The organism is Erwinia artemisiae, from assembly GCF_051400835.1.
GTDB classification, from domain to species: Bacteria; Pseudomonadota; Gammaproteobacteria; order Enterobacterales; family Enterobacteriaceae; genus Erwinia; species Erwinia aeris.
In genome coordinates this window covers 20,113-42,909 of sequence record NZ_JBLFFM010000005.1, presented here as the reverse complement: position 1 = coordinate 42,909, position 22,797 = coordinate 20,113, and the positions used below count along the sequence as shown (strand labels likewise).

The 22,797-nt window shown below is 54.2% G+C and carries 16 protein-coding genes and 1 pseudogene; 10 read left to right on the top strand and 7 right to left on the bottom strand.

The features are described from left to right. Positions 1-642: 642 nt before the first annotated feature. Entirely contained in the window at positions 643-1,239 is a 597-nt protein-coding gene (locus tag ACMGEE_RS13075) for a helix-turn-helix domain-containing protein (protein WP_301730623.1), read from the top strand. A 46-nt stretch (positions 1,240-1,285) separates the two neighbouring features. Here ACMGEE_RS13075 and ACMGEE_RS13070 read toward each other — a convergent pair whose 3' ends face one another. The 7 genes from ACMGEE_RS13070 to tssF form a co-directional block, all read right to left on the bottom strand. Then, complete coding sequence (locus ACMGEE_RS13070) at positions 1,286-1,771, bottom strand: DcrB-related protein (protein WP_253456389.1); 486 nt, start codon at positions 1,769-1,771, stop codon at positions 1,286-1,288. After that, positions 1,768-3,165 carry an OmpA family protein gene (locus ACMGEE_RS13065; RefSeq protein WP_301252833.1) on the bottom strand — a complete coding sequence of 466 codons (1,398 nt, stop codon included), beginning with the start codon at positions 3,163-3,165 and terminating at the stop codon, positions 1,768-1,770. Before ACMGEE_RS13065 ends, ACMGEE_RS13070 begins: the two co-directional genes overlap by 4 nt. A 2-nt stretch (positions 3,166-3,167) precedes the next feature. Beyond that, positions 3,168-3,752 carry a DotU family type IV/VI secretion system protein gene (locus ACMGEE_RS13060; RefSeq protein ID WP_301730624.1) on the bottom strand — a complete coding sequence of 195 codons (585 nt, stop codon included), beginning with the start codon at positions 3,750-3,752 and terminating at the stop codon, positions 3,168-3,170. Beyond that, a complete protein-coding gene (locus tag ACMGEE_RS13055) occupies positions 3,749-5,080 on the bottom strand; it encodes a GlcNAc-transferase family protein (protein ID WP_301730625.1) in 1,332 nt (443 codons plus the stop codon). Before ACMGEE_RS13055 ends, ACMGEE_RS13060 begins: the two co-directional genes overlap by 4 nt. 96 nt (positions 5,081-5,176) lie before the next feature. Then, a complete protein-coding gene (locus ACMGEE_RS13050; RefSeq protein ID WP_436830169.1) occupies positions 5,177-6,214 on the bottom strand; it encodes a type VI secretion system protein TssA in 1,038 nt (345 codons plus the stop codon). A gap of 29 nt (positions 6,215-6,243) precedes the next feature. After that, complete coding sequence (tssG, locus tag ACMGEE_RS13045; protein WP_253456375.1) at positions 6,244-7,248, bottom strand: type VI secretion system baseplate subunit TssG; 1,005 nt, start codon at positions 7,246-7,248, stop codon at positions 6,244-6,246. Next, entirely contained in the window at positions 7,248-9,125 is a 1,878-nt protein-coding gene (gene tssF / locus ACMGEE_RS13040; RefSeq protein ID WP_301730628.1) for a type VI secretion system baseplate subunit TssF, read from the bottom strand. Before tssF ends, tssG begins: the two co-directional genes overlap by 1 nt. A 436-nt stretch (positions 9,126-9,561) precedes the next feature. On the opposite strand from tssF, the pseudogene tssH reads away from it, so the two are divergent. The 9 genes and pseudogenes from tssH to ACMGEE_RS12995 form a co-directional block, all read left to right on the top strand. Next, positions 9,562-12,171, top strand: a pseudogene (gene tssH, locus ACMGEE_RS13035) (type VI secretion system ATPase TssH); the annotation flags it as partial. 179 nt (positions 12,172-12,350) lie between these two features. Next, a complete protein-coding gene (gene tssB / locus ACMGEE_RS13030) occupies positions 12,351-12,884 on the top strand; it encodes a type VI secretion system contractile sheath small subunit (protein WP_436830168.1) in 534 nt (177 codons plus the stop codon). A gap of 23 nt (positions 12,885-12,907) precedes the next feature. Beyond that, positions 12,908-14,395: a type VI secretion system contractile sheath large subunit gene (gene tssC / locus ACMGEE_RS13025; RefSeq protein ID WP_369895430.1), complete on the top strand. Its 1,488-nt coding sequence runs from the start codon at positions 12,908-12,910 to the stop codon at positions 14,393-14,395. Between the two features lie 111 nt (positions 14,396-14,506). Further along, on the top strand, positions 14,507-14,992 hold the full coding sequence (locus ACMGEE_RS13020) for an Hcp family type VI secretion system effector (RefSeq protein ID WP_253456364.1): 486 nt from the start codon (positions 14,507-14,509) through the stop codon (positions 14,990-14,992). Positions 14,993-15,074: 82 nt separating this feature from the next. Further along, complete coding sequence (tssJ, locus tag ACMGEE_RS13015) at positions 15,075-15,599, top strand: type VI secretion system lipoprotein TssJ (protein ID WP_253456361.1); 525 nt, start codon at positions 15,075-15,077, stop codon at positions 15,597-15,599. A 3-nt stretch (positions 15,600-15,602) separates the two neighbouring features. Continuing rightward, entirely contained in the window at positions 15,603-16,949 is a 1,347-nt protein-coding gene (gene tssK, locus ACMGEE_RS13010) for a type VI secretion system baseplate subunit TssK (RefSeq protein WP_301252824.1), read from the top strand. Then, a complete protein-coding gene (tssL, locus tag ACMGEE_RS13005; RefSeq protein WP_436830167.1) occupies positions 16,949-18,298 on the top strand; it encodes a type VI secretion system protein TssL, long form in 1,350 nt (449 codons plus the stop codon). The genes tssK and tssL overlap by 1 nt, the downstream gene beginning before the upstream one ends. Before the next feature lie 10 nt (positions 18,299-18,308). Continuing rightward, positions 18,309-22,133 carry a type VI secretion system membrane subunit TssM gene (tssM, locus tag ACMGEE_RS13000; RefSeq protein ID WP_436830166.1) on the top strand — a complete coding sequence of 1,275 codons (3,825 nt, stop codon included), beginning with the start codon at positions 18,309-18,311 and terminating at the stop codon, positions 22,131-22,133. Positions 22,134-22,155: 22 nt separating this feature from the next. Continuing rightward, on the top strand, positions 22,156-22,785 hold the full coding sequence (locus ACMGEE_RS12995; protein ID WP_436830165.1) for a hypothetical protein: 630 nt from the start codon (positions 22,156-22,158) through the stop codon (positions 22,783-22,785). Positions 22,786-22,797: the final 12 nt, after the last annotated feature.

The following is a 22,797-nucleotide window of genomic DNA, read 5'->3' as shown; positions in this document are numbered from 1 at the left end:
GGTAGAAAATTTTTGTGATAAGCGGCAGGCCTGTAAGGACGGTTTTTTCGCCTGTATTTGATGCCAATATGCCATCAGGTATTTTACCGCCAGGCAAATGCCGTCCGTATTTGTTGTGCCCGATCTGAATTTTGATAAAATAGCGACTTGTTGGTAACCTTCAGTAATACGGCATAAAAGGCACACAGAAAGGTTGAGCCTGTTCCTTGAGGAATATTTGTTATTCACGGTATCGGATTATTTTTGTATAAAATACTGCTATATCTGTTTATTATGGGATCAATAAGATAACGTAATCCATGCAGGTCTGTCGGAATAGAAAAGGATGTGTTTCGGCAAGTTATTTCTTCCCGGTTTTACCGCCGGAGTGGAAAGTATCAGGATCTTATAGGCTATTTTAGCCATTGCTATCGATTATTATTTTAGGGTTGTTCATATTTCACTCACTTTTTAAGGTGGAAAAAGCTTGCGTAAGGATGGGCGCACGGCATCGGCGGGTAAACCGTCTTTTACTTTTCCTGTGCCTTTAAAATCGATACCGGCGTTTATCTCCGCCGTCACAGCATATTAATGTTGTGAAAAACCTGCGCGACTGCATAAAACAGAAACTCATTGCGTAATTTATATTCAGGATGAAATATTATGCTAAAGATAATCGTTTCCAGCGATAACGTATATTACCGGAAAGGCGTTGAATCGCTGATTACAAGTGCAGGGAAAACCCTCAGGGATGGGTTATTTGAAGTGGTTTCAGAAACAAGTAGCCCGGTAACGAAAGAAGCCGATATTGTGTTCAGAGACATTATGATCAGCGTTTTTTTCTATAAGCGCGAAACGATTGCCGGCAAGGGCCAGGCGGAACCTCACCTGTCAGCGCTACACATTCCCTTTATCTGTCGTGGAGATAATATACCGCAAATTACCGGAAAGATTAGAAAAATCATGCTGATAGCCACTACTAACGCGGCCAGCTTTGCCAGCCGTGAAAATTATAAGTTAACCGGGCTAAAAGACTTTATGCAGCTCTCTTCTACAGAAAGCAAGGTTATGCTGATGGTTGGCCAGGGCTACGATACGGAAAATATATCCAGGATGTTAGGGCGTTCAAAAAAAACCGTCAGTACGCATTGCCGCAACGCCATCAGAAAAATGGGGATGCTTAACCGGGTCGAATTTTACAAATATGCCTCTTTTGTAGCGAAATATGGTAATAAAAAAGGTAATACGCTCTGCCTGTAACATTATCTTACGGCCCGCCTTTAAGCGGGCCATATAAAGCGGTAGCTTAACTGTCGACTATCGACACGGTTTCAGGATTAAAGCTGTTGATGATTTGCACATAATGCTTACGCTGGAAGTCATTAAATTCCGCTGAGGAAGCCAGCGTAAATACAATCAGATTTAGCCTGGCAGGATTGATTACCGGATGCCAGGGAAGCTCGACGGTAGACTGCACCTGCTTAACCGGCTGTCCATTCTCCAGAAAAGAGTTGGCCGTCTGGATCACCGGCAACTTAGCCGGGCCGATTTCATTCTTCAGCATTTTGCCCTCGCTTTTATAGCCGGGCAGGCTGTTGGCCATAAAATTAGTTTGCGTTTCGCAAAATTCTTCCAGCGTTTGCCCCTCATTTTTAAATGATCGATTAATCAGGATGGTATATTCGTTCGCTTCCGGATCGCGAAAACGCAGGACGTTAATGCTCTGATCATAAAAGGGCGCCTCGGTCAGAAAAGTGCCTTCGTACATGATGTAGCTCTTTTTTTTACTCATGGTTCACCTGTTTTATTTGTTGCATCCGCCAATGGGATGATTTCCACACGCCTGTTTCTTTCCCGGCCTTCTCCGGTCTGATTACTGGCAACGGGCAGGCTGTCGCCCATCCCTTTAATCACAAGTTTGTCCGGCGGGACGTTGGCATGGCTGACCAGCCAGTCACGAACCGCCTTCGCCCTGCGTATCGAGAGCTGGTAGTTGGCTTCCGGGCTGCCGGTATTGTCGGAATGCCCAACGATGGCAAAAGTTGTTTGGGCATTGTTTTGCATTAACGGCAGCAGCCAGGCCAGATTTTTACTGCTGTCAGGCCCGAGCGTGGCGCTTCCTCTGGCAAACAGCGCGACGGAGCCTGACGCCATAAAAACCGGCGACGGATTGTAATTTTGCAGGGCGTCACTGACGCGCGCCGCCATTTCCCCACAGCGCGAAAATCGCCATAGCCGACTAAACCAGGCGTCGCGGCAGTACAGCAGCTGCTGTTTCTGGTCGCGCAGTCGTTGATAAACCGCTCTTTTTTTCTGCAGCTGTGTCTCTTCCGTTTGCCGGAAATCGGCCAGCGTACGGGTCGCCGCAGCGATATTTTTAGCCTCAAACCAGGTGGAGCCGATCAGCAGCATCGCCAGCAGCAGCGCAGCGCAAACCGGCAGCCAGCGCCATGAAAACCCCGAGCGTTGCCTGTCGGGCTGATAAGGCACGCCCGGGTCGATGACGTCAGGTAAGCTGGGCAGCATAACGCCCGGAGAAAGACCCGGACAGAGCCCGAATTTCTGCTGTAGCCACTGCGCCCAGGCGCCATGACGGGTAAAGCCGTTGCCATTATCGGCCAGCAGAACGGCGCTTAACCGTAGCGAAGAACCGGAGAACAGCGCCTGTAGCGCTTTGGCTATCCCCGAACTTTCCAACCACAGGCGCAGCGCGTCCGTCATGGCGTAACGGTAGATTGAGTGGCAGCTGAGCGGCTCAGAGACGGCGAGTAGTTTTGCCAGCTCGCGCGCGAGGGTGGTTTCACCGACCTTGCGGAGGTCAAACTTACCGGACCATTTTGCCTGTCCGGCCTGGCTTTCATGGCTCAGACGGGCATAGAGACCCAGCACGCACGGCAGCGCCTCCTGCTCATATAAGCGCCATGCTGCGATTTTCGCCAGCGCCTGAGCGTCGGTTTCCTCGCCGTCCGGGAAAAAGGGGAAAAAAGCATAGAGGCGATGCTTCTTCTTTCTCATCCGCTTTACTATTTCCGGCAACGCTTCCGCTTCCGGTACCACGATCCAACTTATCGGCTCGTCTTCCTGTTCCGGCTGCCGTTCAGAAAACCATTTTGCGGCATAGGGGCCGATAATAAGGATGGCGGGCGCGGCGGCAGCGGGCTGATTTTTTAACAACGAAGCTGGCATGGTTAAAGCGCCTCCAGCCAGGCAGAACAAAACAGCCAGAGCACGATCAGCAGCAGGCTCAGCAGAATGAGTTGCAACGGCAGCATAAAATATGCCGGCCATCGTGGCGGCATGGTGTCCGGAGCCGCCTCCTCTGTTTCTGTCTGGCAGGCGGCGGCTGGCTGAGTGACAGACAGTGACAGCAGGGGAGCACTGTTCCTGCCGGTAAAGGCCGAAACAAGAAACAATTTCTGGGCGTAGGTGAAGATCTGGCCCTGGCCGTCGGCCAGCAGCGGTTCAAGCCTGTCGCCCAACGTCATTGGGCCGTCCGTATAGCCGTAAAAATAGTGCGTCAGCGCATAGCGGTCCCAGGCAATATTGTCGGCGCGAAGGCGTAACGCGACTCGCCGATCCAGATAGCAGCAGAGCGCGTGGCACAGCTCATCGCTAAGTTGTTCGCATTCACCTTCAGCAATCAGCGCTTTGCTGAACCGCTCAATAAGCGCGATCAGCATTAACTGCAATTCCGGCAGGGAAGGAATAATGCCGTCAAAAGAGAGCAGGGCATCAATGCAGATCAGGCGATGGTAGAGCGTTGTGCTTTTCACCAGGCTTTCTCCACAACCTTACTCCACCCGTCGCTATCGTCATAAGCGCTAAAACGTATCGCGGCGGGCGTGAACATGATCGGAAATGTCACGTCCAGATCGATTGCGATTTCTCCGCCGTCATGCCCGGCCAGGCATTCATTTATTTCCTCTCCCGACAGGATTTTTTTATAAAGCAGATCGTTGGCGTTGCTATAAACACCAATATGCAGGCAGGTGATATCAGCCAGCGGCGAGGTAAACTCTTCCTGCGTCAACCCAATAGTTTTTTGCTGATGGCTGCTTAATCTTTCCCGCCAGTTGCCATAGGGCGGTGGAAACCAGGCGACACGTTCCGTTCCCAGCACTTCTGGCAGCACGGCAAATTTGGTAAAGGAGATGCCCAGCGCGGCCTCGAACTCAGCCAGCGTGCGCCTGCTGCCCAGCCCATAGCGACCCATGTCGGCCGGTTCAGCCTGCTCCATACCCAGCAGGGTTCTGACTCTTTTTTTCGACAGGCTGTCTCTTTCGTGCCAGGCACGGTCTACGGAACCGGATTTTTTCGCCTCGTCATCATGATCGCCCCAAATTCGACTGGCCTCTTCCCTGCCGTAAAAATGCCACAGCACTATTTTATGCGGATGCCAGACGTCATAACCGTGGGTAAAGGCCCGGGCCGCCATCGCTATCTCTTCGCCCTCGAAGAAGATTTGCGGATCGTTCGGCACCTCCTTTACGAAACGGCCTTCGGCGAAAATAAAGCCGCCCGCCAGATAACTCCCTCTGACTGGCGCCGCTTGTTGAAAATCAACCGAAGTGAGCTGCACTATTTTTTCACTGGAAAAGCCTCTGAAAACCAGGCGAAATATCGCCTGGGTTTTTTCCTCTTCTTTGCCGGGTACATAGCCCGGCGGATAAGAGGAGAGCACCGGCTTTTCACTTTGCACCTTCAGCGCTTCCAGCATGGCAACCATTTCTCTGTCCCAGCCCTCTACAAAGCGGCAGTGGGAATCGATTTGCAGCACATACTCTTCCTCGCGGTAAAGCGTTTCACACTGGTTTCTGGCCCAGCAGGCGCCTTTACTGAAGAAATAGTGCAGGGAAATCATCCGGATTTCCGTCTCCAGATAACGCCAGGTCAGGAGGTCATACTCTGCTGTTGATTCTGCCGCGCAGAGCGTCATGCCGGCCTGCTGAAAGCGCTGGCGGTCGCCCTCATCCTGCCAGCAGACGGCCACGGCAAGCCTGTAGCATCCGGAGGCCTTCTCAATTAAATCCCGGAGCGTCGGGATCAGTTCCGGATCGCGATAGCTGGCGATGCTGATAAAAATGGCTGGTTTCCTTTCCATAGAGCCGCCTTGTGATTTGACGTTGATAAATCCCTTGATCGAACAGTGCTGCCAGAGTTGCCGGGCGCGGCTGGCTGCCGCAATCGGCAGGCTACGCTATTCTTTGTCGCTATCGAGCCTGTCGATAATTTCCGGCGGCAGCATTTTTACCAGCTGAGAAAAGCTTTTTCCCACCGTCTTCTCCGCATACTGAAGCAGCAGGATAGCCGGGCTGCCGGGTTCCATTCGGGTAAACCATAGCCGCAGCTCCTGTAGCCTGAGCAGCGCATCGGCGCGGCTGGCAATACCGGTCTGGCGGGGCGTAATCAGGGGGACGCTGACGGCTTCATTTTCTGCCGCCGTTTCTGCCTGAACCGGCTGTTCTACCGTTTCTTCTGCGACAAAAGAAACGGCTGGCAACGGCGGCGAAACCGTAGTTTCCTGACTGATAAATAGCCGCAGAATGGCGCCTAACCGCGCAAAATCCGGCGCTTCATCGCCCAGCGAGGTCGTCAGGATGGCGCGGAGTTCCATCAGGCAGGCGTGCGCTTTTTGCAGTGAGAGGAGGGTTTGATCCTGACGGGCTTCCCATTCGAGTAGCAAAGCCGCCGCCGTCGCTTCGGGCAGCGCGCCCTCTTCACGCGGCGTGGCGTGCGCTTTTTCAAAATCTTTTATGGCAATTTGCAGACCTGCCGCTTTCGGCAGAGGCAGCTGACGAAAATCGGCAAGCAGCCCGTTGATATCATCCAGCTCGGACAGGGCGTTAGCCCGCATAACCGGATCGAACTCGCCTTCTTCCGTCAGCTGCGGATAAAGATCCGTGGGGAAAGTGGTCAGTAAGTCACGTAATATCAGTAGCCCTTCATGCAGCGCCACCATGCCGATTTGCCTGATACGGCAGCGCATCAGCGCCACCACCAGCCGGATATCGCGGCTTCGTTGCAGCAGCGCCTGACAGTCGCGCTCAATCTCCGCCCAGTTCACCGGTTCGGCAGCCTCGACGAAGCTGCCGTACTCCGCGTCCAGCCTTGGCTGAAGCCTGGCCTGCAGCATAATAAAAGCGGCGTCATATTCCAGGTTTTCACCACAGGGCCGATCGCCGGGCACCGGCTGTAACAGATCCTGATAGTAATGATGCTTGTTGCTTTCCGTCACGATGTTGTCCTTTATATCGCGTCCGGGCGCTACGGGTGATAGCGCTCCGGCTCAAAGCTCATGCCGTAAACCGGCGTAACGTCCTCTTTTCTCTCCAGCCAGACGGCGTAGCCAAGCTGATGACTGCCGTCCAGCGTCGCCTGCGGCACCTCGCTGGCAGCCAGCACCAGCTGGACATCCCAGGCATATTCGAACCCCGTAAAATTGCGCACCCACTCCCGCAGTACGGGTAGATCCGATCCCCACGGGCTGAAGCGCATATAGTTATCCAGCGTTAAGGGGCCGAGCAGCAGCTTGAATTTGTGCTGCCTGTCCCGCACGGTATTGCCTAATATTGCGCCATCGCCCAGCAGCATGGCCGCATCGTTGCCCAGCACGGAGCAATCAGCGGGATCCAGAAAGATCCACTGGGTCACAAACTCTTCCAGCCGGGCTTTTATCTGGAAGTAATATTCGATGGCGCCCGCCAGTCCTTCCGGATTGCGCGCCTCGCGGATCAAATGGGCAGAAGAAGCCAGTCGGGCGTGGGTCGGCAGCGGTTTATCGTGTAGCTCGGCCAGATCCATGCCTGCCAGACTGGCAATATAAAAAGAGAACTGTTCCTCATTCGGTCTGTCCAGCGAGGCGGTATCCTGCGCGACAAACCAGGCGCGATAAAACAGCGACAGGGCGCGATGATGAAAAACATCGAGAAAGTCGGTCAGTGTATTGTCCTGGGCCTCCGTTCGCGAGTACGCCAGTTCGGAAAAATGCAGCGGCATCGCGCCCTGAGGGCCCCATACGCCGGGGCCAAAGAGTTTTATCCCGATGCGGCCATTCTCCAGGCCGAGAGAAGCGATTTCGCGCGGCGCAAAAATCAGAGAGGCTTTTTGGCCTATGCGGAACGTCTCCTGGCCAGGCAGTACCGCTGTACCGGGCACCGGCAGCGTCGGCGTTTTAGCCGTAATTGCGCGCATGATACTGATAAAACCGGCTTCCCAGGGCCGCTCGTTATTAAACCAGGCGGCCAGCATATCGACGGAGGAAGCGCGCATCAGAACGAGCCTCGTTTGCCGGGGCGGGCCTGCCAGCTGGCGATGACGCCCCTCTGCATCGAGTGCAGCTCCGTTTCGGTAAACACGTTGATAGCGGCGTGGCGAGAAAGGTAATTCTCCATCACCAGACCGAACAGGTAAGGACTGACGCCGGAAAAGCCTTCTTCATCTACCGTCAGCACGCAGCGCACGCCTCTGCCGTAAATCAACAGGCCGTCACCGGGAAGACGCCGGGTAACCGGAAACGTTTTACAGCCGATCAGGCTATCTACCTGAGTATTGGACTCGCGATCGGCATTGTGTAAAAACAGGCGCAGCATATTGCGCAGCGATTCCCCGCCCGGCCCGTGCTCCAGATCGGAGAGCGGCAGATAGTTAAAGCTAAGCTGGCGGATCAAACGCCAGGCCGACTCCCCCAGCGCAAAAGGCTCGCGTGGCGCGCTGGGCTGGCAAACAAAGGCCGCGCCCAGAACAGGAACCGCGTCGGACAGGGTTAAATCAAAGCTGCCGCTTCTGGCAATCAGGCGTGGCAGATCCCGGTTGGTGACCATCGCTTCGACCGTAAGATAGCGAATATGGTCGGCATAGGGCGCTTCCTGCTGATCGACCAGCGAGACGAAGACCTCTGTTCCGGGATAAGGCGTGCGGGTGTCATATTTTCTCTTGCTCTCGCTTTTTACTCTGGCTTCGCGATTGAGCGAGAAGTAACGGCCAAAATTGCCATAGTCGCAGTGACGCGTTTGATAAAGCGGTTGAAACACCACTTCCTCGCTGCTTTCCGCCTGCTGGCCGCGCACCTTATGCACGGAAAAAACCTCGTAATCAAGGGGACGGCTGCGATCGGGAACCACATGGAAAGCGTTTAGCGCCCGGTTGACTTCGATCCTGTCCACCACTTTGGGAAACAGGTTAATCACCGGCGTACAAAACGGTAAAAACTTTGACGCGTTAACATGGCCAATCAGCTGCTGGGGAAGCCGATCCAGCAGCACTATCAGCTCGGCCTCGTTGCTGTGGTTGCGGGATAAACCGGCGGCCAGCTGGGTCAGCGTAAAAAAATAAAAGCGCTGACGACAGGCGAAATATTCATGGATCAGGTTATGTCCATGAAACATGTTCCAGGAGAGCGGCAGCAGCGTCTGATCGGGATGCAGCCCTTCAAAAGTCAGCGGGCGCTGGGCGATGACCACGTCTTCTGCTTTGCTGTTGCCGGCCCGTACCAGCATAGCCACATTGCTGGTATGCAAAAGTTCAAAAAGATGGGAAACAATGCGCTCATCGCCGTCGATATAGAGCGGCAGCCGATCGAAGCCGGTCAGCTGCGAGAATACCCGTTCCCCCTGCGCACGCAATTTGATCCGCAGAGCGCCTTTCAGCCTGGCGTAAGGAATACGGTACTTTTCCAGATTGGGAATATCCGGCGGAACGGAAGTCAGGCGAGCCTCAACGATTTCTATTGGCCACAGCGTAACATCCTGACCGTTGCGAAACTCGCAGCGTGTATTTTCGCCTGGCAATATGCGGGTATAAAACGCACTGTTTTTGGGAACAAGATAGCCGTGGCCTAGCTCTCCTTCTTTCAGGTCAGGCGCAAGTTGAACCACGCCGATGGAGGGCGTGGGCGAATTATAATTAGGGTAGACGATGTCCAGAAGCCGCTGCGTAAACTTTGGGAACTCCGCATCCAGTTTTAAATGCGTACGTGCAGATAAAAAGCAAAATGCTTCAATCAGTCTTTCAACATAAGGATCGGCCGTTTCGATGCCTCTCATCCCCAGACGCCCGGCAATTTTGGGATGTTTTTCAGCAAACTCACGCGCTGACTCTTTCATAAAAGTGAGTTCCTGATTGTAATAATCGAGGAATTTATGATTCACAATTGCTCCCGTTATCCTTGTTTTTAAACGTAGGCTTTGTCTTTATTAATTTGGCCGTCTGAACAGGGTTTTTTAGTAAGCTAACTGTTATTTTTTGAAAAACAACAGGGTGTTATTAATTAATAAGCGCGTTAAATACACGCAGCGGTTTTTATGCTTTTTTCAGATTTTATAACATGTGAAAAAAACAGTCTCAATGCCATTGTGAGGAAATGCCAGGGATTTCACCGGGTCACCAGGTTATTTGACAGGAAAGATCTTTTTAAATAAGGGGTTATAATCGTAGCGGGTCTGTTATTCAGGAATAGCGTTCGGGCGGTATTCTTAATTTATTTTTACGGCGTGGACAAGGGTATTATATTTTGTTTTCCTTCCCCGGAAGACTCTGGTCTGTGTGATTTTATGCCTGTGAAAAATGTACCCGGAGGAATGATACGTGGCGATTACAAGGCAAAATTTATTCGGCAAGCTGGATGAGACATTATTCAGAACGATTGAAAGTGCAACCACGCTTTGTAAGCTGCGCGGCAACCCCTATGTTGAACTGGTGCATTGGCTAAATCAGATCTGGCAGCAGGAGCAAAATGATTTACGTCTGATAGCCCGCCATTTTGAGGTCGACGCGCAGGCGCTGGAACAGGGCTTCGCTCAGGCGCTGGCCCGATTGCCGGCAGGCGCCAGCACTATTTCGGACTTTTCATATCATATTGAACTCGCTATCGAACGCGCCTGGATTTATGCCAGCCTGGAATGTTTTGAGAGCCGTATTCGCAGCGGACATTTGCTGATCGCCATGTTGACCACCATGGAGCTGCGGCGCGCCCTGTTTGCTATCTCTTCCGCTTTTGAACGGATCTCTCTGGAACATTTGACCGCCGATTTCGGCTATATCACTCAGGCTTCCCCGGAAGTCAGCGAGGCGACGACGGAGGCCGGCGTCATGCCCGGCGAAATTAACGCGGCTATCGGCGGCCAGACAAAAAGCGGCGGGCTGGCGCAGTATGCCACCGATCTGACCGCGTTAGCGCGCGAAGGCAAAATCGATCCGGTAACGGGACGCGAGCATGAAATCAGCACCATGACCGATATCCTGCTGCGTCGCCGTCAGAACAACCCGCTGCTGACCGGCGAAGCTGGCGTCGGGAAAACGGCCGTCGTGGAGGGGCTGGCGCAGGCTATCGTGGCGGGTAATGTGCCGCCAGCGCTGGCAAAAGTCAGGCTGCTGGCGCTGGATGTCGTCGCCCTGGCCGCCGGCGCCAGCATGAAAGGCGAGTTTGAGGCGCGGCTTAAAGCCGTGCTGGATGAGGCTATCGCTTCGCCCCAGCCCGTTATCCTGTTTATCGATGAAGTTCATACGCTGATTGGCGCCGGGGGCAATGCCGGGACGGGCGACGCGGCTAACTTGTTGAAGCCTGCGCTGGCGCGGGGCCAGCTGCGCACTATTGGCGCCACGACCTGGAGCGAATTTAAACGCCATATTGAGAAGGATCCGGCGCTGACTCGGCGTTTTCAGGTGCTGCAAATTGCAGAGCCGGATGAGGAAGCCGCCGTCGCTATGCTGCGGGGGCTGCTGCCGGTGCTGGAAAAGCATCACGGCGTCTGGATTATGGAAGAAGCTTTGCAGGCCGCCGTGCGGCTGTCGCACCGTTATATTCCGGCCCGGCAGCTGCCAGATAAGGCGATAGGCCTTCTTGATACGGCCTGTGCGCGCGTGGCCGTCGCGCAACATGCGGCGCCGGTCATGCTGCAACGTCTCCACTGTCGGACGGACGCCGCCCGCGCAGAGCTGGGCCTGGTTGAAAAGGCCAGCCGATTTGGCAAAGTGCAGCCCAACAGCGGCGAACGCCTGAGACAGGAGATCGCCGAGCGGACCGAGGCTTCCCTTCAGCTGGAGCAGCGCTGGACGCGGGAAAAAGAGCTGGTCGCCGCCATCGTCGCGGTACGTGAAAAACTACAGGACGAGGCCTCTACGGCTGAGGAAGAGATGGTGCCGCTGCAAAATGAGCTGGCGGAGCTGGAAGCGCGCCTGCAGGCGGCCCGGAACGAGCAGCCGCTGGTGCAGGCGGAGGTCAATGCGGATGTCATCGGCGCGATAGTGGCCGACTGGACGGGGATCCCGGTCGGACAGATGTTAAAAGACGATCTTCGCGCCGTGCTGGAACTGCCGCAGCGGCTGGCCGGGCGCGTCATCGGCCAGGACTATGCGCTGCGTCAGGTCAGCGAAAGCATCCAGACGGCTCGCGCGGGGCTGGCGGATCCGCGTAAGCCGGTCGGCGTCTTTATGCTGGTTGGCCCGTCCGGCGTGGGGAAAACGGAAACCGCGCTGGCGATCGCCGGGCAGCTTTACGGCGGCGAGCAGAATCTGATCACCATCAATATGAGCGAGTATCAGGAGGCCCATACCGTTTCCTCGCTGAAGGGATCGCCACCGGGCTACGTGGGCTATGGCGAAGGCGGCGTGCTGACGGAAGCGGTACGTCGCAAGCCCTACAGCGTAGTGCTGCTGGATGAGATTGAGAAAGCGCATCCCGACGTGCATGAACTGTTTTTTCAGGTCTTCGACAAGGGCAGTATGGAAGATGGCGAAGGGCGGCAAATCGACTTTAAAAATACGGTGCTGCTGCTGACCAGCAACGTCGGCAGCGAAACGATCGCCAGCCTGTTTGCCGATGCAGAGACGGCACCCGATGCCGAAAGCGTCAGAAAAATGGTGCAGCCTGAGCTGCTGAAAGTCTTCCCGGCGGCCTTTTTAGGGCGCCTGGCCGTGGTGCCTTATCTGCCGCTTCAGGAAGCATCACTACAACGTATTGTCCGGCAGCAGCTTGACAGACTGGCTTTGCGTTTACGCGAACAGCATGGCGCTTCGCTGCATTATGGCGAAGATTTGGTGACGCATATTATCGGGCAGTGTCCCGTGGCTGAAACGGGCGCACGAATGCTGATCCGATTTATCGAGCAAAATATCGCGCCGGAAATAGCGCGCCAGATATTAAACAGCCAGGCATCACTAAGCGAACAATGTCTCTACATAACGGCAGGGGATAATATCGTTATCCGTTTTCAGCCGAAAGGGGAAGAAGAAAACGCGATAAATGATAAAACAGGCGAGAAGCGAGAAAATCCGGCAAGGCAGGACGGATTTTTAACGGGTAATAGCGCCGCATAACAGGCCGCTATTAATGTGAATAAAGGCTGTTTTTAATAAAGCACGATGAAAGGGATATCATGATTTCAAGAAATGGCAGTGCTCAAAAATTTATCGCCAGAAACAGGGCGCCGCGCGTACAAATTGAATATGACGTGGAGATCTATGGCAGCGAGAAAAAAATAGAATTGCCCTTTGTTATGGGCGTATTAGCCGATCTGTCCGGGAAGGCGATTGAGCCTTTGCCGCCGGTTGCCGATCGCAAATTTCTCAGCATTGATATCGATAATTTCGACGAGCGAATGAAAGCCATGAAACCGCGCGTGGCTTTCGCCGTACCTAATACCCTGACCGGGGAAGGGCAGCTGATGATCGATATGACGTTTGAAAGCATTCATGACTTTTCACCGGACGAAATCGCCAAAAAAGTGGATTCGCTTTCCCAGCTGCTGGATGCCCGCACCCAGCTGGCCAATCTGCAAACCTATATGGACGGCAAAGCCGGCGCGGAAAGTCTGGTCATGAAAGTGCTACAGGATAAATCGCTGCTAACCGCGCTGGCTTCCGCACCGAAACCAGTGAAAACAGACGGCAACCCATTAGGGAACGAATAAGGCGAGAGAGGGATATCATGTCGATGCAAGCTGAGAAAAAGAACCAGGCGACCAACGCAGGCTACAGCGATTTTAATACGCTGTTAAGCAAGGAGTTCAAACCGAAATCGGAGCAGGCGAAAACCGCCGTAGAGAGCGCGGTCAAAACGCTGGCCGAGCAGGCGCTGAGCAGCTCGGTCACCATGGCCGACGACGCCTATAAAAATATTGCCGCTTTTATTGCCGAGATCGATCGCAAGTTGTCCGAACAGATCAATTTGATCCTGCATCATCCACAGTTCCAGTCCCTGGAAAGCGCCTGGCGCGGACTGCATTATTTAGTCTACAACACCGAAACCGACGAAAAGCTGAAGCTGCGGTTTATGGATATTTCCAAAGATGAGCTGAGGCGCAATATGCGGCGCTTTAAAGGGATCGCCTGGGATCAAAGCCCGCTCTTTAAGCAGGTATATGAAGAGGAATATGGCCAGCTGGGGGGAGAACCTTACGGCTGCCTGGTCGCCGACTATTATTTCGATCACACCGCGCCAGACGTGGATCTGCTGGCCTCCATTGGCAAAATCGCCGCGTCTGCGCACGTGCCGTTTATTACCGGTGCGGCACCGTCCGTGCTGCAGATGGACTCCTGGCAGGAGCTGGCTAATCCGCGCGATCTGACCAAGATCTTTACCCAGAATCTGGAATATGCGGCGTGGAACTCGCTGCGGCAGTCGGAAGATTCACGCTATATCGGCCTGGCAATGCCGCGTTTTCTGTCGCGTTTGCCGTATGGCATTCATACCAATCCCGTCGACGACTTCAATTTTGAAGAAACCACCGACGGCGCCGATCACAGCAAGTACGCCTGGTCCAACGCGGCCTATGCGATGGCGGTCAATATCAACCGCTCGTTCAAACACTATGGCTGGTGCACGCTGATCCGAGGCGTGGAAAGCGGCGGCGTGGTCGAAGGCCTGCCGTGCCATACCTTTCCGACCGACGATGGCGGCATTGATATGAAATGCCCAACGGAGATCGCTATCTCCGATCGTCGCGAAGCGGAACTGGCTAAAAACGGCTTTATCCCGCTTATTCATCGTAAAAACACCGATTATGCCGCCTTTATCGGCGCGCAGTCGTTACAAAAACCGGCGGAATATTACGATCCGGACGCCACGGCAAACGCCAACCTTTCCGCGCGGCTGCCTTACATGTTTGCCTGTTCTCGCTTTGCCCACTATCTGAAGTGCATCGTGCGCGACAAAATCGGTACATTTAAAGAACGCGATGAAATGCAGAAATGGCTGAACGACTGGATAATGAATTATGTCGACGGCGACCCGGTTAATTCCACTTTTGAAACTAAAGCGCGTCGTCCGCTGGCCGCAGCGGAAGTGGTGGTTGAGGATGTGGAAGGCAATCCAGGCTATTACCAGGCGAAATTTTTCCTGCGTCCGCATTTCCAGCTGGAAGGCCTGACCGTTTCGCTGCGTATGGTAGCGAAATTACCGTCGTTGAAAGGCGCAGCATAACGATCGCAGATTTTAATATTGTTAACAGCAGCATTGTTCGCAAGGCTGCTTTAACTACATACGCTGCGCGCAGGCGTAGCGATTTTAATAGTGCTGAATAAGGGAATGATCATGGCACAAGATATGTTTATTAAGATCGACGGCATTGAAGGTGAATCGCTGGATGCCGCACATACCAATGAAATTGAGGTACTGGAATGGCATTGGGATGTTTCACAGCATTCCAATATGCACAGCGGATCCGGCGGCGGCTCAGGCAAGGCAAGCGTGGCCGATTTCTGCTTTACCCATTACACCGATAAGGCCAGCCCTAATTTATTAAGCCACTGTCTGACGGGCAAGCATATTAAAAACATTGTCTTCGTGGTGCGTAAAGCGGGCGGCAATCCGCTGGAATATTTAACCATTAACTTTACCGACACCATTATTACCCGTGTCGATATGTCAGGATCTTCAGAGGATGAAACCCGTCCTCGTGAGCTGGTTAAATTCTCCTTCACTAAAGTGACGCAGGATTACGTCATGCAGAACTCTGAAGGCAGCAAATCTGGCGTTATCTCCGCAAGCTATGACGTCAAAGCGAACCTGAGCAGCTAATACGTTAAGCGATACAAAAGCTTGTCATCCCTGGGTGACAAGCTTTTCGGCCTGGCTTCGGGATTTTAAGGTGATATTTACCATGCAGTTAATCAACATAGCCCGATTCATTAGTCGTTTGCTTATTATTCTGGCGGTTTTAACGTCAGCGGGCTGCCGTTCCCCTTTCAGCGACTCTCCCAAGCCGGAGTTAACTATCAGGCTGGAAGCGTCAAAAGAAATTAATCCCAATGAAAAGGGAGAGCCTGCGCCGCTGGATATTACTTTTTATCTTTTAAAATCGTTGGATAACTTTGAAAACAGCGATTTCTTTACGCTTACCGATGGCGCGGACCCGGCTTTACAGGCGGAGGCGAAAAAAGTCTATGAAGGCATATTACAGCCTGGCGAAAACAGAATAATCAGCCTGACGCCGGAAAAGGATACCGTTGCATTAGGCATCGTCGCCGCCTATCGGGATATCGACCGCGCGGGATGGAGTGAAACGTGGGAGCTTTATAAAAAAAATAAAAAACGATCCTGGTGGCGAAAAGTGTTGCCCGGAGAAGCGGTCGTGCTGACGGTACATTTTGATGCCTTAGCCATCGCGCTTGATAAAAGGGAATAGCCAGTGAGAACAAATAAAGTTATCTGGAGCGAAGGACTGTTTTTACGTCCGCAGCTGTTTCAGCAGCAAGAACGCTATTTTGAATATTACGCCCACAAGCGAGCGGCAACGATATCGCCTTTTTTTTGGGGGTTTGCGCAATACGATATCGATCTGGAGGCGCTCTCTTACGGCAAACTGGTGCTGCGCGCCGGGCGCGGCGTGCTGCCGGACGGCACGCCTTTTGATATACCAGGCCATGCCGAACTGCCTGAACCGCTGACCATTACGCCGGATCATCTGGGGCAGCTGATTTTCCTGGCCGTGCCGCTGCGGCTGGATAACAGCGACGAAACCATCTTCGATCTCAGCGACAGCGGTTCGCTGGCGCGCTTCGCCGCTTTTGAAACGGAGCTGAGCGATACCAATGCGATCCGTCAGGGGCCAAAACCTGTCCAGCTGGCAAGGCTGCGCCTGAATCTGGTTTCTGAAAAAGAAATGACGGAATCCTGGATTGGTCTGCCGCTGACCCGCATCAGGGCCATTCAGCCCGATGGCAGCGTGCTGCTGCATACCGAAGACTATATTCCGCCGGTCACCGGCTATGCGGCCAGCACACTGTTAGCCGAATGGCTGACGCATCTTAACGGTCTGGTCAGGATGCGCGCCGATATGTTGGCGGGCCGACTGGCTAATAGCGACGGCAAAGCCAGCGCCAGCGCCGAAGTGGTCGACTATCTGCTGCTGCAAATTTTCAATAAATATGAGCCGGTGTTGGATCATCTGCGGCACGTGCCCGAGCTGCCGCCAATTGTGCTTTATCAGGAGCTGGCGAAATTCTCGGGCGAGCTGTCGACCTTTATCCGTACGCAGACGCGACGGCCGGTGAGCGCGCCGGGCTACGATCACGCCAGGCTTTATCCTTCTGTTCGTCCGCTGGTTGAAGAGCTGCATTATTTGCTGAATCAGATTTTGATCCGTGCCGGTCAAATGATCGACCTTCATGCGAAGGGCAATGGCGTCTGGACGGCCGCCATGCTGCCGGGCGAGCTGCGCGAGTTTTCTAATCTGGTGCTGGCCGTACACGCTCAGCTGCCGATGGACGTGCTGCAACAGCAGTTTTCGGCGCAGGCGAAAATCAGCGCGCCGCAGCAGCTGCATGAGCTGGTTCGTTCACACCTGCCGGGGCTGGTGTTACAGGCGCTGCCGGTGCCGCCGCGTCAGATCCCTTATCATGCCGGCTATGTCTATTTCGACCTGCTGCAAAGCGGGCCGTTCTGGGACAAAATTGCCGCAACCGGCGCGCTGGCGTTACATATTGCAGGTGATTTCCCTGACCTGAATATGGAGCTTTGGGGAGTCAGAAGCTGATGCGCGACGAGAGCCAATCTGCCGCGCCGGATGCCGCGCCCGAAGAAACGTTGACGCCGCAGGCGCTGGGCAAGTTTCTGCTGGATGACGATCCGGGAAACCCAGGAACGCCGGAACGAGGCGATCCTGATGCGTTTATCCAGGGCTGGTCCAGCCAGAAAAGTAAGGTTTTGCTGCAAAGCGAAGGCGTACAGCTGCGGGTGCAAAAGGTAAGGGCGGCTGAAAATCCGCTGCTCGAAGCCGCCCAGCCACTGCTGCGCGCGCTTAGCGAGATGCCGGAAACCATCCCGTATCCCGAACATGTCGAGCTGCTGAAACAAAGCCTGAAACACGACATCAATCTGTTTAGCGTGGTATGTGACGAGGTCAATATCGCCTGGAAAAAGATGGCTATCGTTCGCTATTGCCTTTGTACCGCGCTGGATGAAGCGGCACATACCACAACGTGGGGAATGCAGACCGGCTGGTCGCAAAGCAACATCCTTAACCATTTCGAAGGCGACAACGACGGCGGCAACAAATTTTTCCTGCTGGTTGGCCGTCTTTCTATAGATCCCCACGAGTACGGAGACGTGCTTGAAGTGCTGCTGCGTATCCTCGGGCTGAGTTTTGAGGGCCGCTACAGCATTCTGGAAGATGGCGACCGACAGCTGATGAAAATCCGTCAGCGGCTTCTGACCCTTATTCAAAGCACGCGCGACTCGCTCTCGCCAGCGCTGTCGCCGCATGGCGCGGCCATACGCGGCCAGAAAAAATCTAAAAGGCGCATTGTGCCCGTGCGCGTCACGCTGCTGCTGAGCTGTCTGCTGGTCGGTAGCCTGTGGATTTGGTGCAAATACTGGCTGGGTACGCATCAGATAGCGCTTCAGCAGCGGATCCACGCAATGCAGCAGCTGAAGATAAGCCGCCCCGTAGCGGCAATGAAGCTACGGCTGGCTATTTTGCTGAAAGAAGAGATCAGGCAGGGGCTGGTCAGCGTTGACGAAACGCAAAGTCAGAGCAAGGTCGTTTTTCGTGGCGATTCCGTGTTCCTTTCAGGATCGGACAAAGTCATCGCCGATATGGAGCCTATTATCAAACGCGTCGCGAAGGAAGTTCATCGCGTGAATGGCAGGGTAGTGATCGTAGGGCATACGGACGCCACGCCCATCAGGACAAAAGCTTTTCCCAATAATCAGGTGCTGTCGGAAAAACGCGCGACGGACGTGGCGCGCTATTTTCTTACCGAAGGGATAGCGCCTGACAAAATCCGCATTCAGGGCGCCGGAGAGAGTCAGCCCGTCAGCAGTAATAACCATGCACAAGGACGTGCGCAGAACCGGCGCGTGGAATTTTTTGTGACCTATTAATGAGTTAGCCATGTTTAATCTGAACAGGATGTTCTCGCTTCGCGTTTTTAAAGTAGTGATGGTCATAGCCTTTTTTATGCTGATTATCGCTGCGGTTTGGTTTCTCGGCCCTTTACTGGGCTTTGGCGACACGCGTCCGCTGGCAGGCGTTGAGGCGCGCGTGATTTATGTTGTTCTGGCGCTGCTTTGTCTGATTGGGCTGTGGTTTAACGTACCGTCGTTTCTTCTGCTGGCCGCAACGGCCTGCGTTGTCGTCTGGACGATTGGGCCTTACCTGCTGATCGGTGAAAGCTATCCGCTAAGCGGTATCGCCACCAGGGCCAGCCTGATTGGCGCTATCCTGCTGGTCACGCTGCTGTATGGCGGCTGGAAGCTGCTGCTGGCGCTGAAAAACAATCCTAAGCTGCTTGACGCTTTTTTCGGCAGCAAAGAGGTTAAAAGCGATGGCGACGTCAGCGAGGTTAATGCGGCTATCCGTGATGCAGCGGCATATATAAGACAGCTGCGTAAAAACGGTACCTGGCTTAAGCGGTTTTTTTCATTTGGAAAAATGCACGGCGAGCTTCTCTGGTACATGACTATCGGGACGCAGGGCGCGGGAAAAACCACGGCGATCTTATCGTCGGGCCAGCATTTCCCGCTGCCGGAACAGCTGAGCAGGGTCTGCAAAGAGAGCGCGCCTACCCGTAACTGTGAGTGCTGGTTTGCGAATGACGCGCTGTTTATCGACACGGCCGGAAAATATCTTGATTCGTCGGACGAGCAGCCGGAGTGGGACGGTATTATCAAGGCCATTAAAAAATATCGTCCGATAGAGGCGATTAACGGCGTGATTGTGGCGATCGGCGTGACCGACGTAATGGGTAAAAATAAAACGGAGCTCTACGATCTGGCCGCGAAAGTTCGCGCCAGGCTGGAGGCGATGCGCAGCAGACTGGGGGTACGCTTTCCGGTTTATATGCTGATTACCAAACTGGATCGGCTGATGGGGTTCGCCGAATATTTCCGCAGCCTGACCGAGCAGGAGCGCGAGCAGGTATGGGGCGTGACTTTCCCCTGGGGGGAAGAGGTGAAAACCGGCATTGGCGATCTGCGCGAACGGGTCGGAGCGGAATTTGCGCTGCTGGAAAATCGTCTGGAAAAGGCAATGACGGTGCGCCAACAGGAGGAATACAGCAATACGGACAGAAAGCGCATGTACGTGCTGCCGCAGGATTTCCGCATGCTGCTGGACAGCGTAACGGAAGTGGCGCAGACGATTTTCTTCGCCTCACGCTATGATGAAAATCAGGGCTATACCTCGCTGCGCGGTATCTACTTTGTCAGCAGCCACCAGCCTGAGGATACCGTTATGGTCAATAACGGGACGCTGATGCAGAAGTGGCGCAACTATATTGCTAACCGACAGACGGTGCCGTTGGCTTATCCAGCTTCGCTGACTGGTGAGAGCGAGGCGCTGGTCAGGGATGTTGCCTGGGGCAGGCACTATTTTCTGAAATCCCTGTTTTCCGACATCATCCTGAAAGATGGCGATCTGGTGCGGCGCAATTTACGGGTAGAGTCAAAATATCGCTTCCAGAACTTCTTTGGTCATATGCTTTGCATCGCGGCCTGCTGCTGGTTACTGAGCGGGATCTACCACAGCTATCATCATAACGGCGGCTACCTTGTCGCGGCCGGGGAAAAAGCGACCAGGCTGGAAGCAGAGGTCAAAAGCTATCAACAGGCGGCGGATCCCGGCAAGCTGCCGCTGCTGCTGAATCTGGCGCACTATCTGCCTGAATTTAACGGCCTTGACGTGTTGCATCCCGATCTTCCTTTCCGCTATGGCCTTTATGTCGGCAAGCGTTTAACCCACGATGCCGACGGCCTTTACCACTATTTTCTGCAGCGGCTGCTGTTTCCGCAAATCGAACAACAGGCGCATGAGGCTTTGCAGAGCGCCGTTTATGAACGCGATCCTGCGACACTTTACAACGCGCTTAAACGTTATCTGATGCTGGCAGGACAGGGCCAGTTCGATCGGGCATGGCTGGTCAGCGAGATTGCCCGGCAGTGGGACAATGCCGGAAAGCTCCAGCTTTATGAAGAAAGGAGCCTGTTTATCGCCCATCTTGAGGCGTTATTCAGCCGCCCGGACTGGCGGCAGTATGGCCAGCAACCGGATAAAAACCTGGTGGCGGAAGCGCGCGAAATACTTAATCGCAACACGCCGGTTAATCGACTTTATGCACGCGTGATAGCGCAGATGCAGGCGGAAGCGCCGGAGAATCTGACCTTAAGCAAAATGACCGATGAGGACGCCGGTCAGATTTTTACCCTTACCGATGAGGCGCTGGCGGAAAAAGGGATGCCTGGACTGTTTACCTGGGAAGGCTATCACCACGTATTTAAAAAAAAGCTGGGCGACAGCGTGCGGGCGTTACAGGCTGAAGATAGCTGGGTAATGGGCAATAGCGAGGCGCAAAGCGCCCTGAAAGCGCTGAAGGTGGACAGAGGATCGGGCATTGTCGATCCGACGCGCGAAGCCCTGATGACGCTTTATCTGAAGGAGTATACGCGGCGATGGCAGGCTTTTTTGCAAAGCATCCGGCTGAAAAGCGAGGATGCAGACCAGAACAATACCGGGCTTTCTTTTGATATCTACATGCTGCGCACGCTGGTTTCTACCCACTCGCCGCTGGTAAATCTGGCGAGGCGCGCCGTCAGGGAAACCACGCTTGCCGTGGATCAGCAGGATAACCTGCTAAAAAACCAGCGTGTCAGCAGCTCAGGATTATCCAACAGTCGACTGGTGGATGCCGCCTCAAAGCTTAATCTGGCGCTGGCCGCTCAGGAGAAAAAAGCGCTGCGTCAGGGCGTGGATAACTATTTTGTGCCGCTGCGTGAATTCGTGGGCGGCGGTGAAAAAGGCATGGGCGCGGCTTCCGGCACTAAGCTGCACCAGATTATGGGCGTGCTGAACGATCAGTACACGCTGCTGGTCATCTCCGACAGCGCGATCAAAAACGGCAATCTGCCGTCGGTGTCCGACGCAGGACAGCGGCTGAGCGCGGAGTCCGCCGTCTGGCCCGACCCTTTTAAATATATTATCGCGCCGCTGCTGAACGGCGCTTACCGGCGGGTCAATCATCAGATCGTCTACAGCAGCAATAAAACCATCGCCTCAGGGCCGGGCGAAGTGTGCCGCAACACTTTGCAGGGCCGCTATCCTTTTGCGGATAACAGTGAGGAAGTCAGCCTGCGTGACTTTGAGCGCTTTTTCGCCACGGGCGGCGTGCTGGATGACTATTTTCAAAAAAAACTGGCCGACAAAGTTGATACGGCAGCAAGGCCCTGGCGCTATCGCGGCGATATTAATAGCCAGGATTCAGACGCGCTGGATGTTTTTGAGCAGGCCGCTGCGATCCGCAGCGCTTTCTTCCAGAACGGCGGCCGCACGCCGGGTATCGATTTCTCCGTTTCCATTCCCTACCTGGATCCTTCGGTTACCCAGCTTAACCTCAACTTTGACGGCAGCGTAATGGGGTATTCGCACGGCCCGGTTACGCCAAAACTTTTTCACTGGCCGGGCGCGCGTGCGGAATCCGTCGTCAATATGAGCACCAAGCCGCGCATTCTGGGGCAGGAAAACGGCCTGACCTTCACCGGTCCCTGGGCGCTGATGCGCTGGCTGGATACCGTCAACGATATTGGGACTTCGCCTGGCGGCCAGCCGGTGCTGCTGTTTAATCTGCATCAGCGGCCCGTCAAAATCGAGGTCACCGGCCTGACCTGGAACGATGAGCTTATCGTGGATTTACTGAAAAATTTTAACTGTCCCGGCGCATTTTAAGCCGTGGGGCACGGAGCGGCATATGGCCATTCGTACCGGTATTATTGGCAAAGAGGCGCGAACGTTATTGCCAGGCAGAGAGCGGAAAAAAGTCGCCGCCGTACTGGCCGAAAAAGTGGTGCCGGCGATGCAGTCGACGCTGCCCGGACAGCTTTTACCGGCGCATTACCCGTGGTGCTTTATTCTGCCGCCGTTGCGGAAAAAAGGCCGCTTTTACGTGGGGGCATTGGTCAACAGCCGCGCGGCGGGGCTTTCGGCCATTTACGCCGCCGTCAGCGTGCAATGGCTGCAAAAGGAACTGGCGTCTGACTTTCATATCGCCTTCTGGCTGGCGAGAATTATGATGGCACAACAAAATCAGGATGGCGTGGTTAATCAAGATATCTATTTGAAAAAATGGGTTAATTTATTAAGGTCTCGCTACTCCCCGTTTCGCGAACGGCTGCTTAATGAGCGCTATCGCTTCAGTTATCATGCGGATTTGCTGTTGGCGGAGCTGAGCGAGTACGACAGAAGCATCACGGAGGAAAAAGGCGTCGGCAGCATGCCCTGGCCGGACTGGCCGGAAATTATCCAGACGGATCGCAAAGCGTGGCTCTGGCGGCAAAGCCGCTACGGCAAAATTATCGATTCGCAGCACATTATCTGCTGAAAAGGAGAGGGA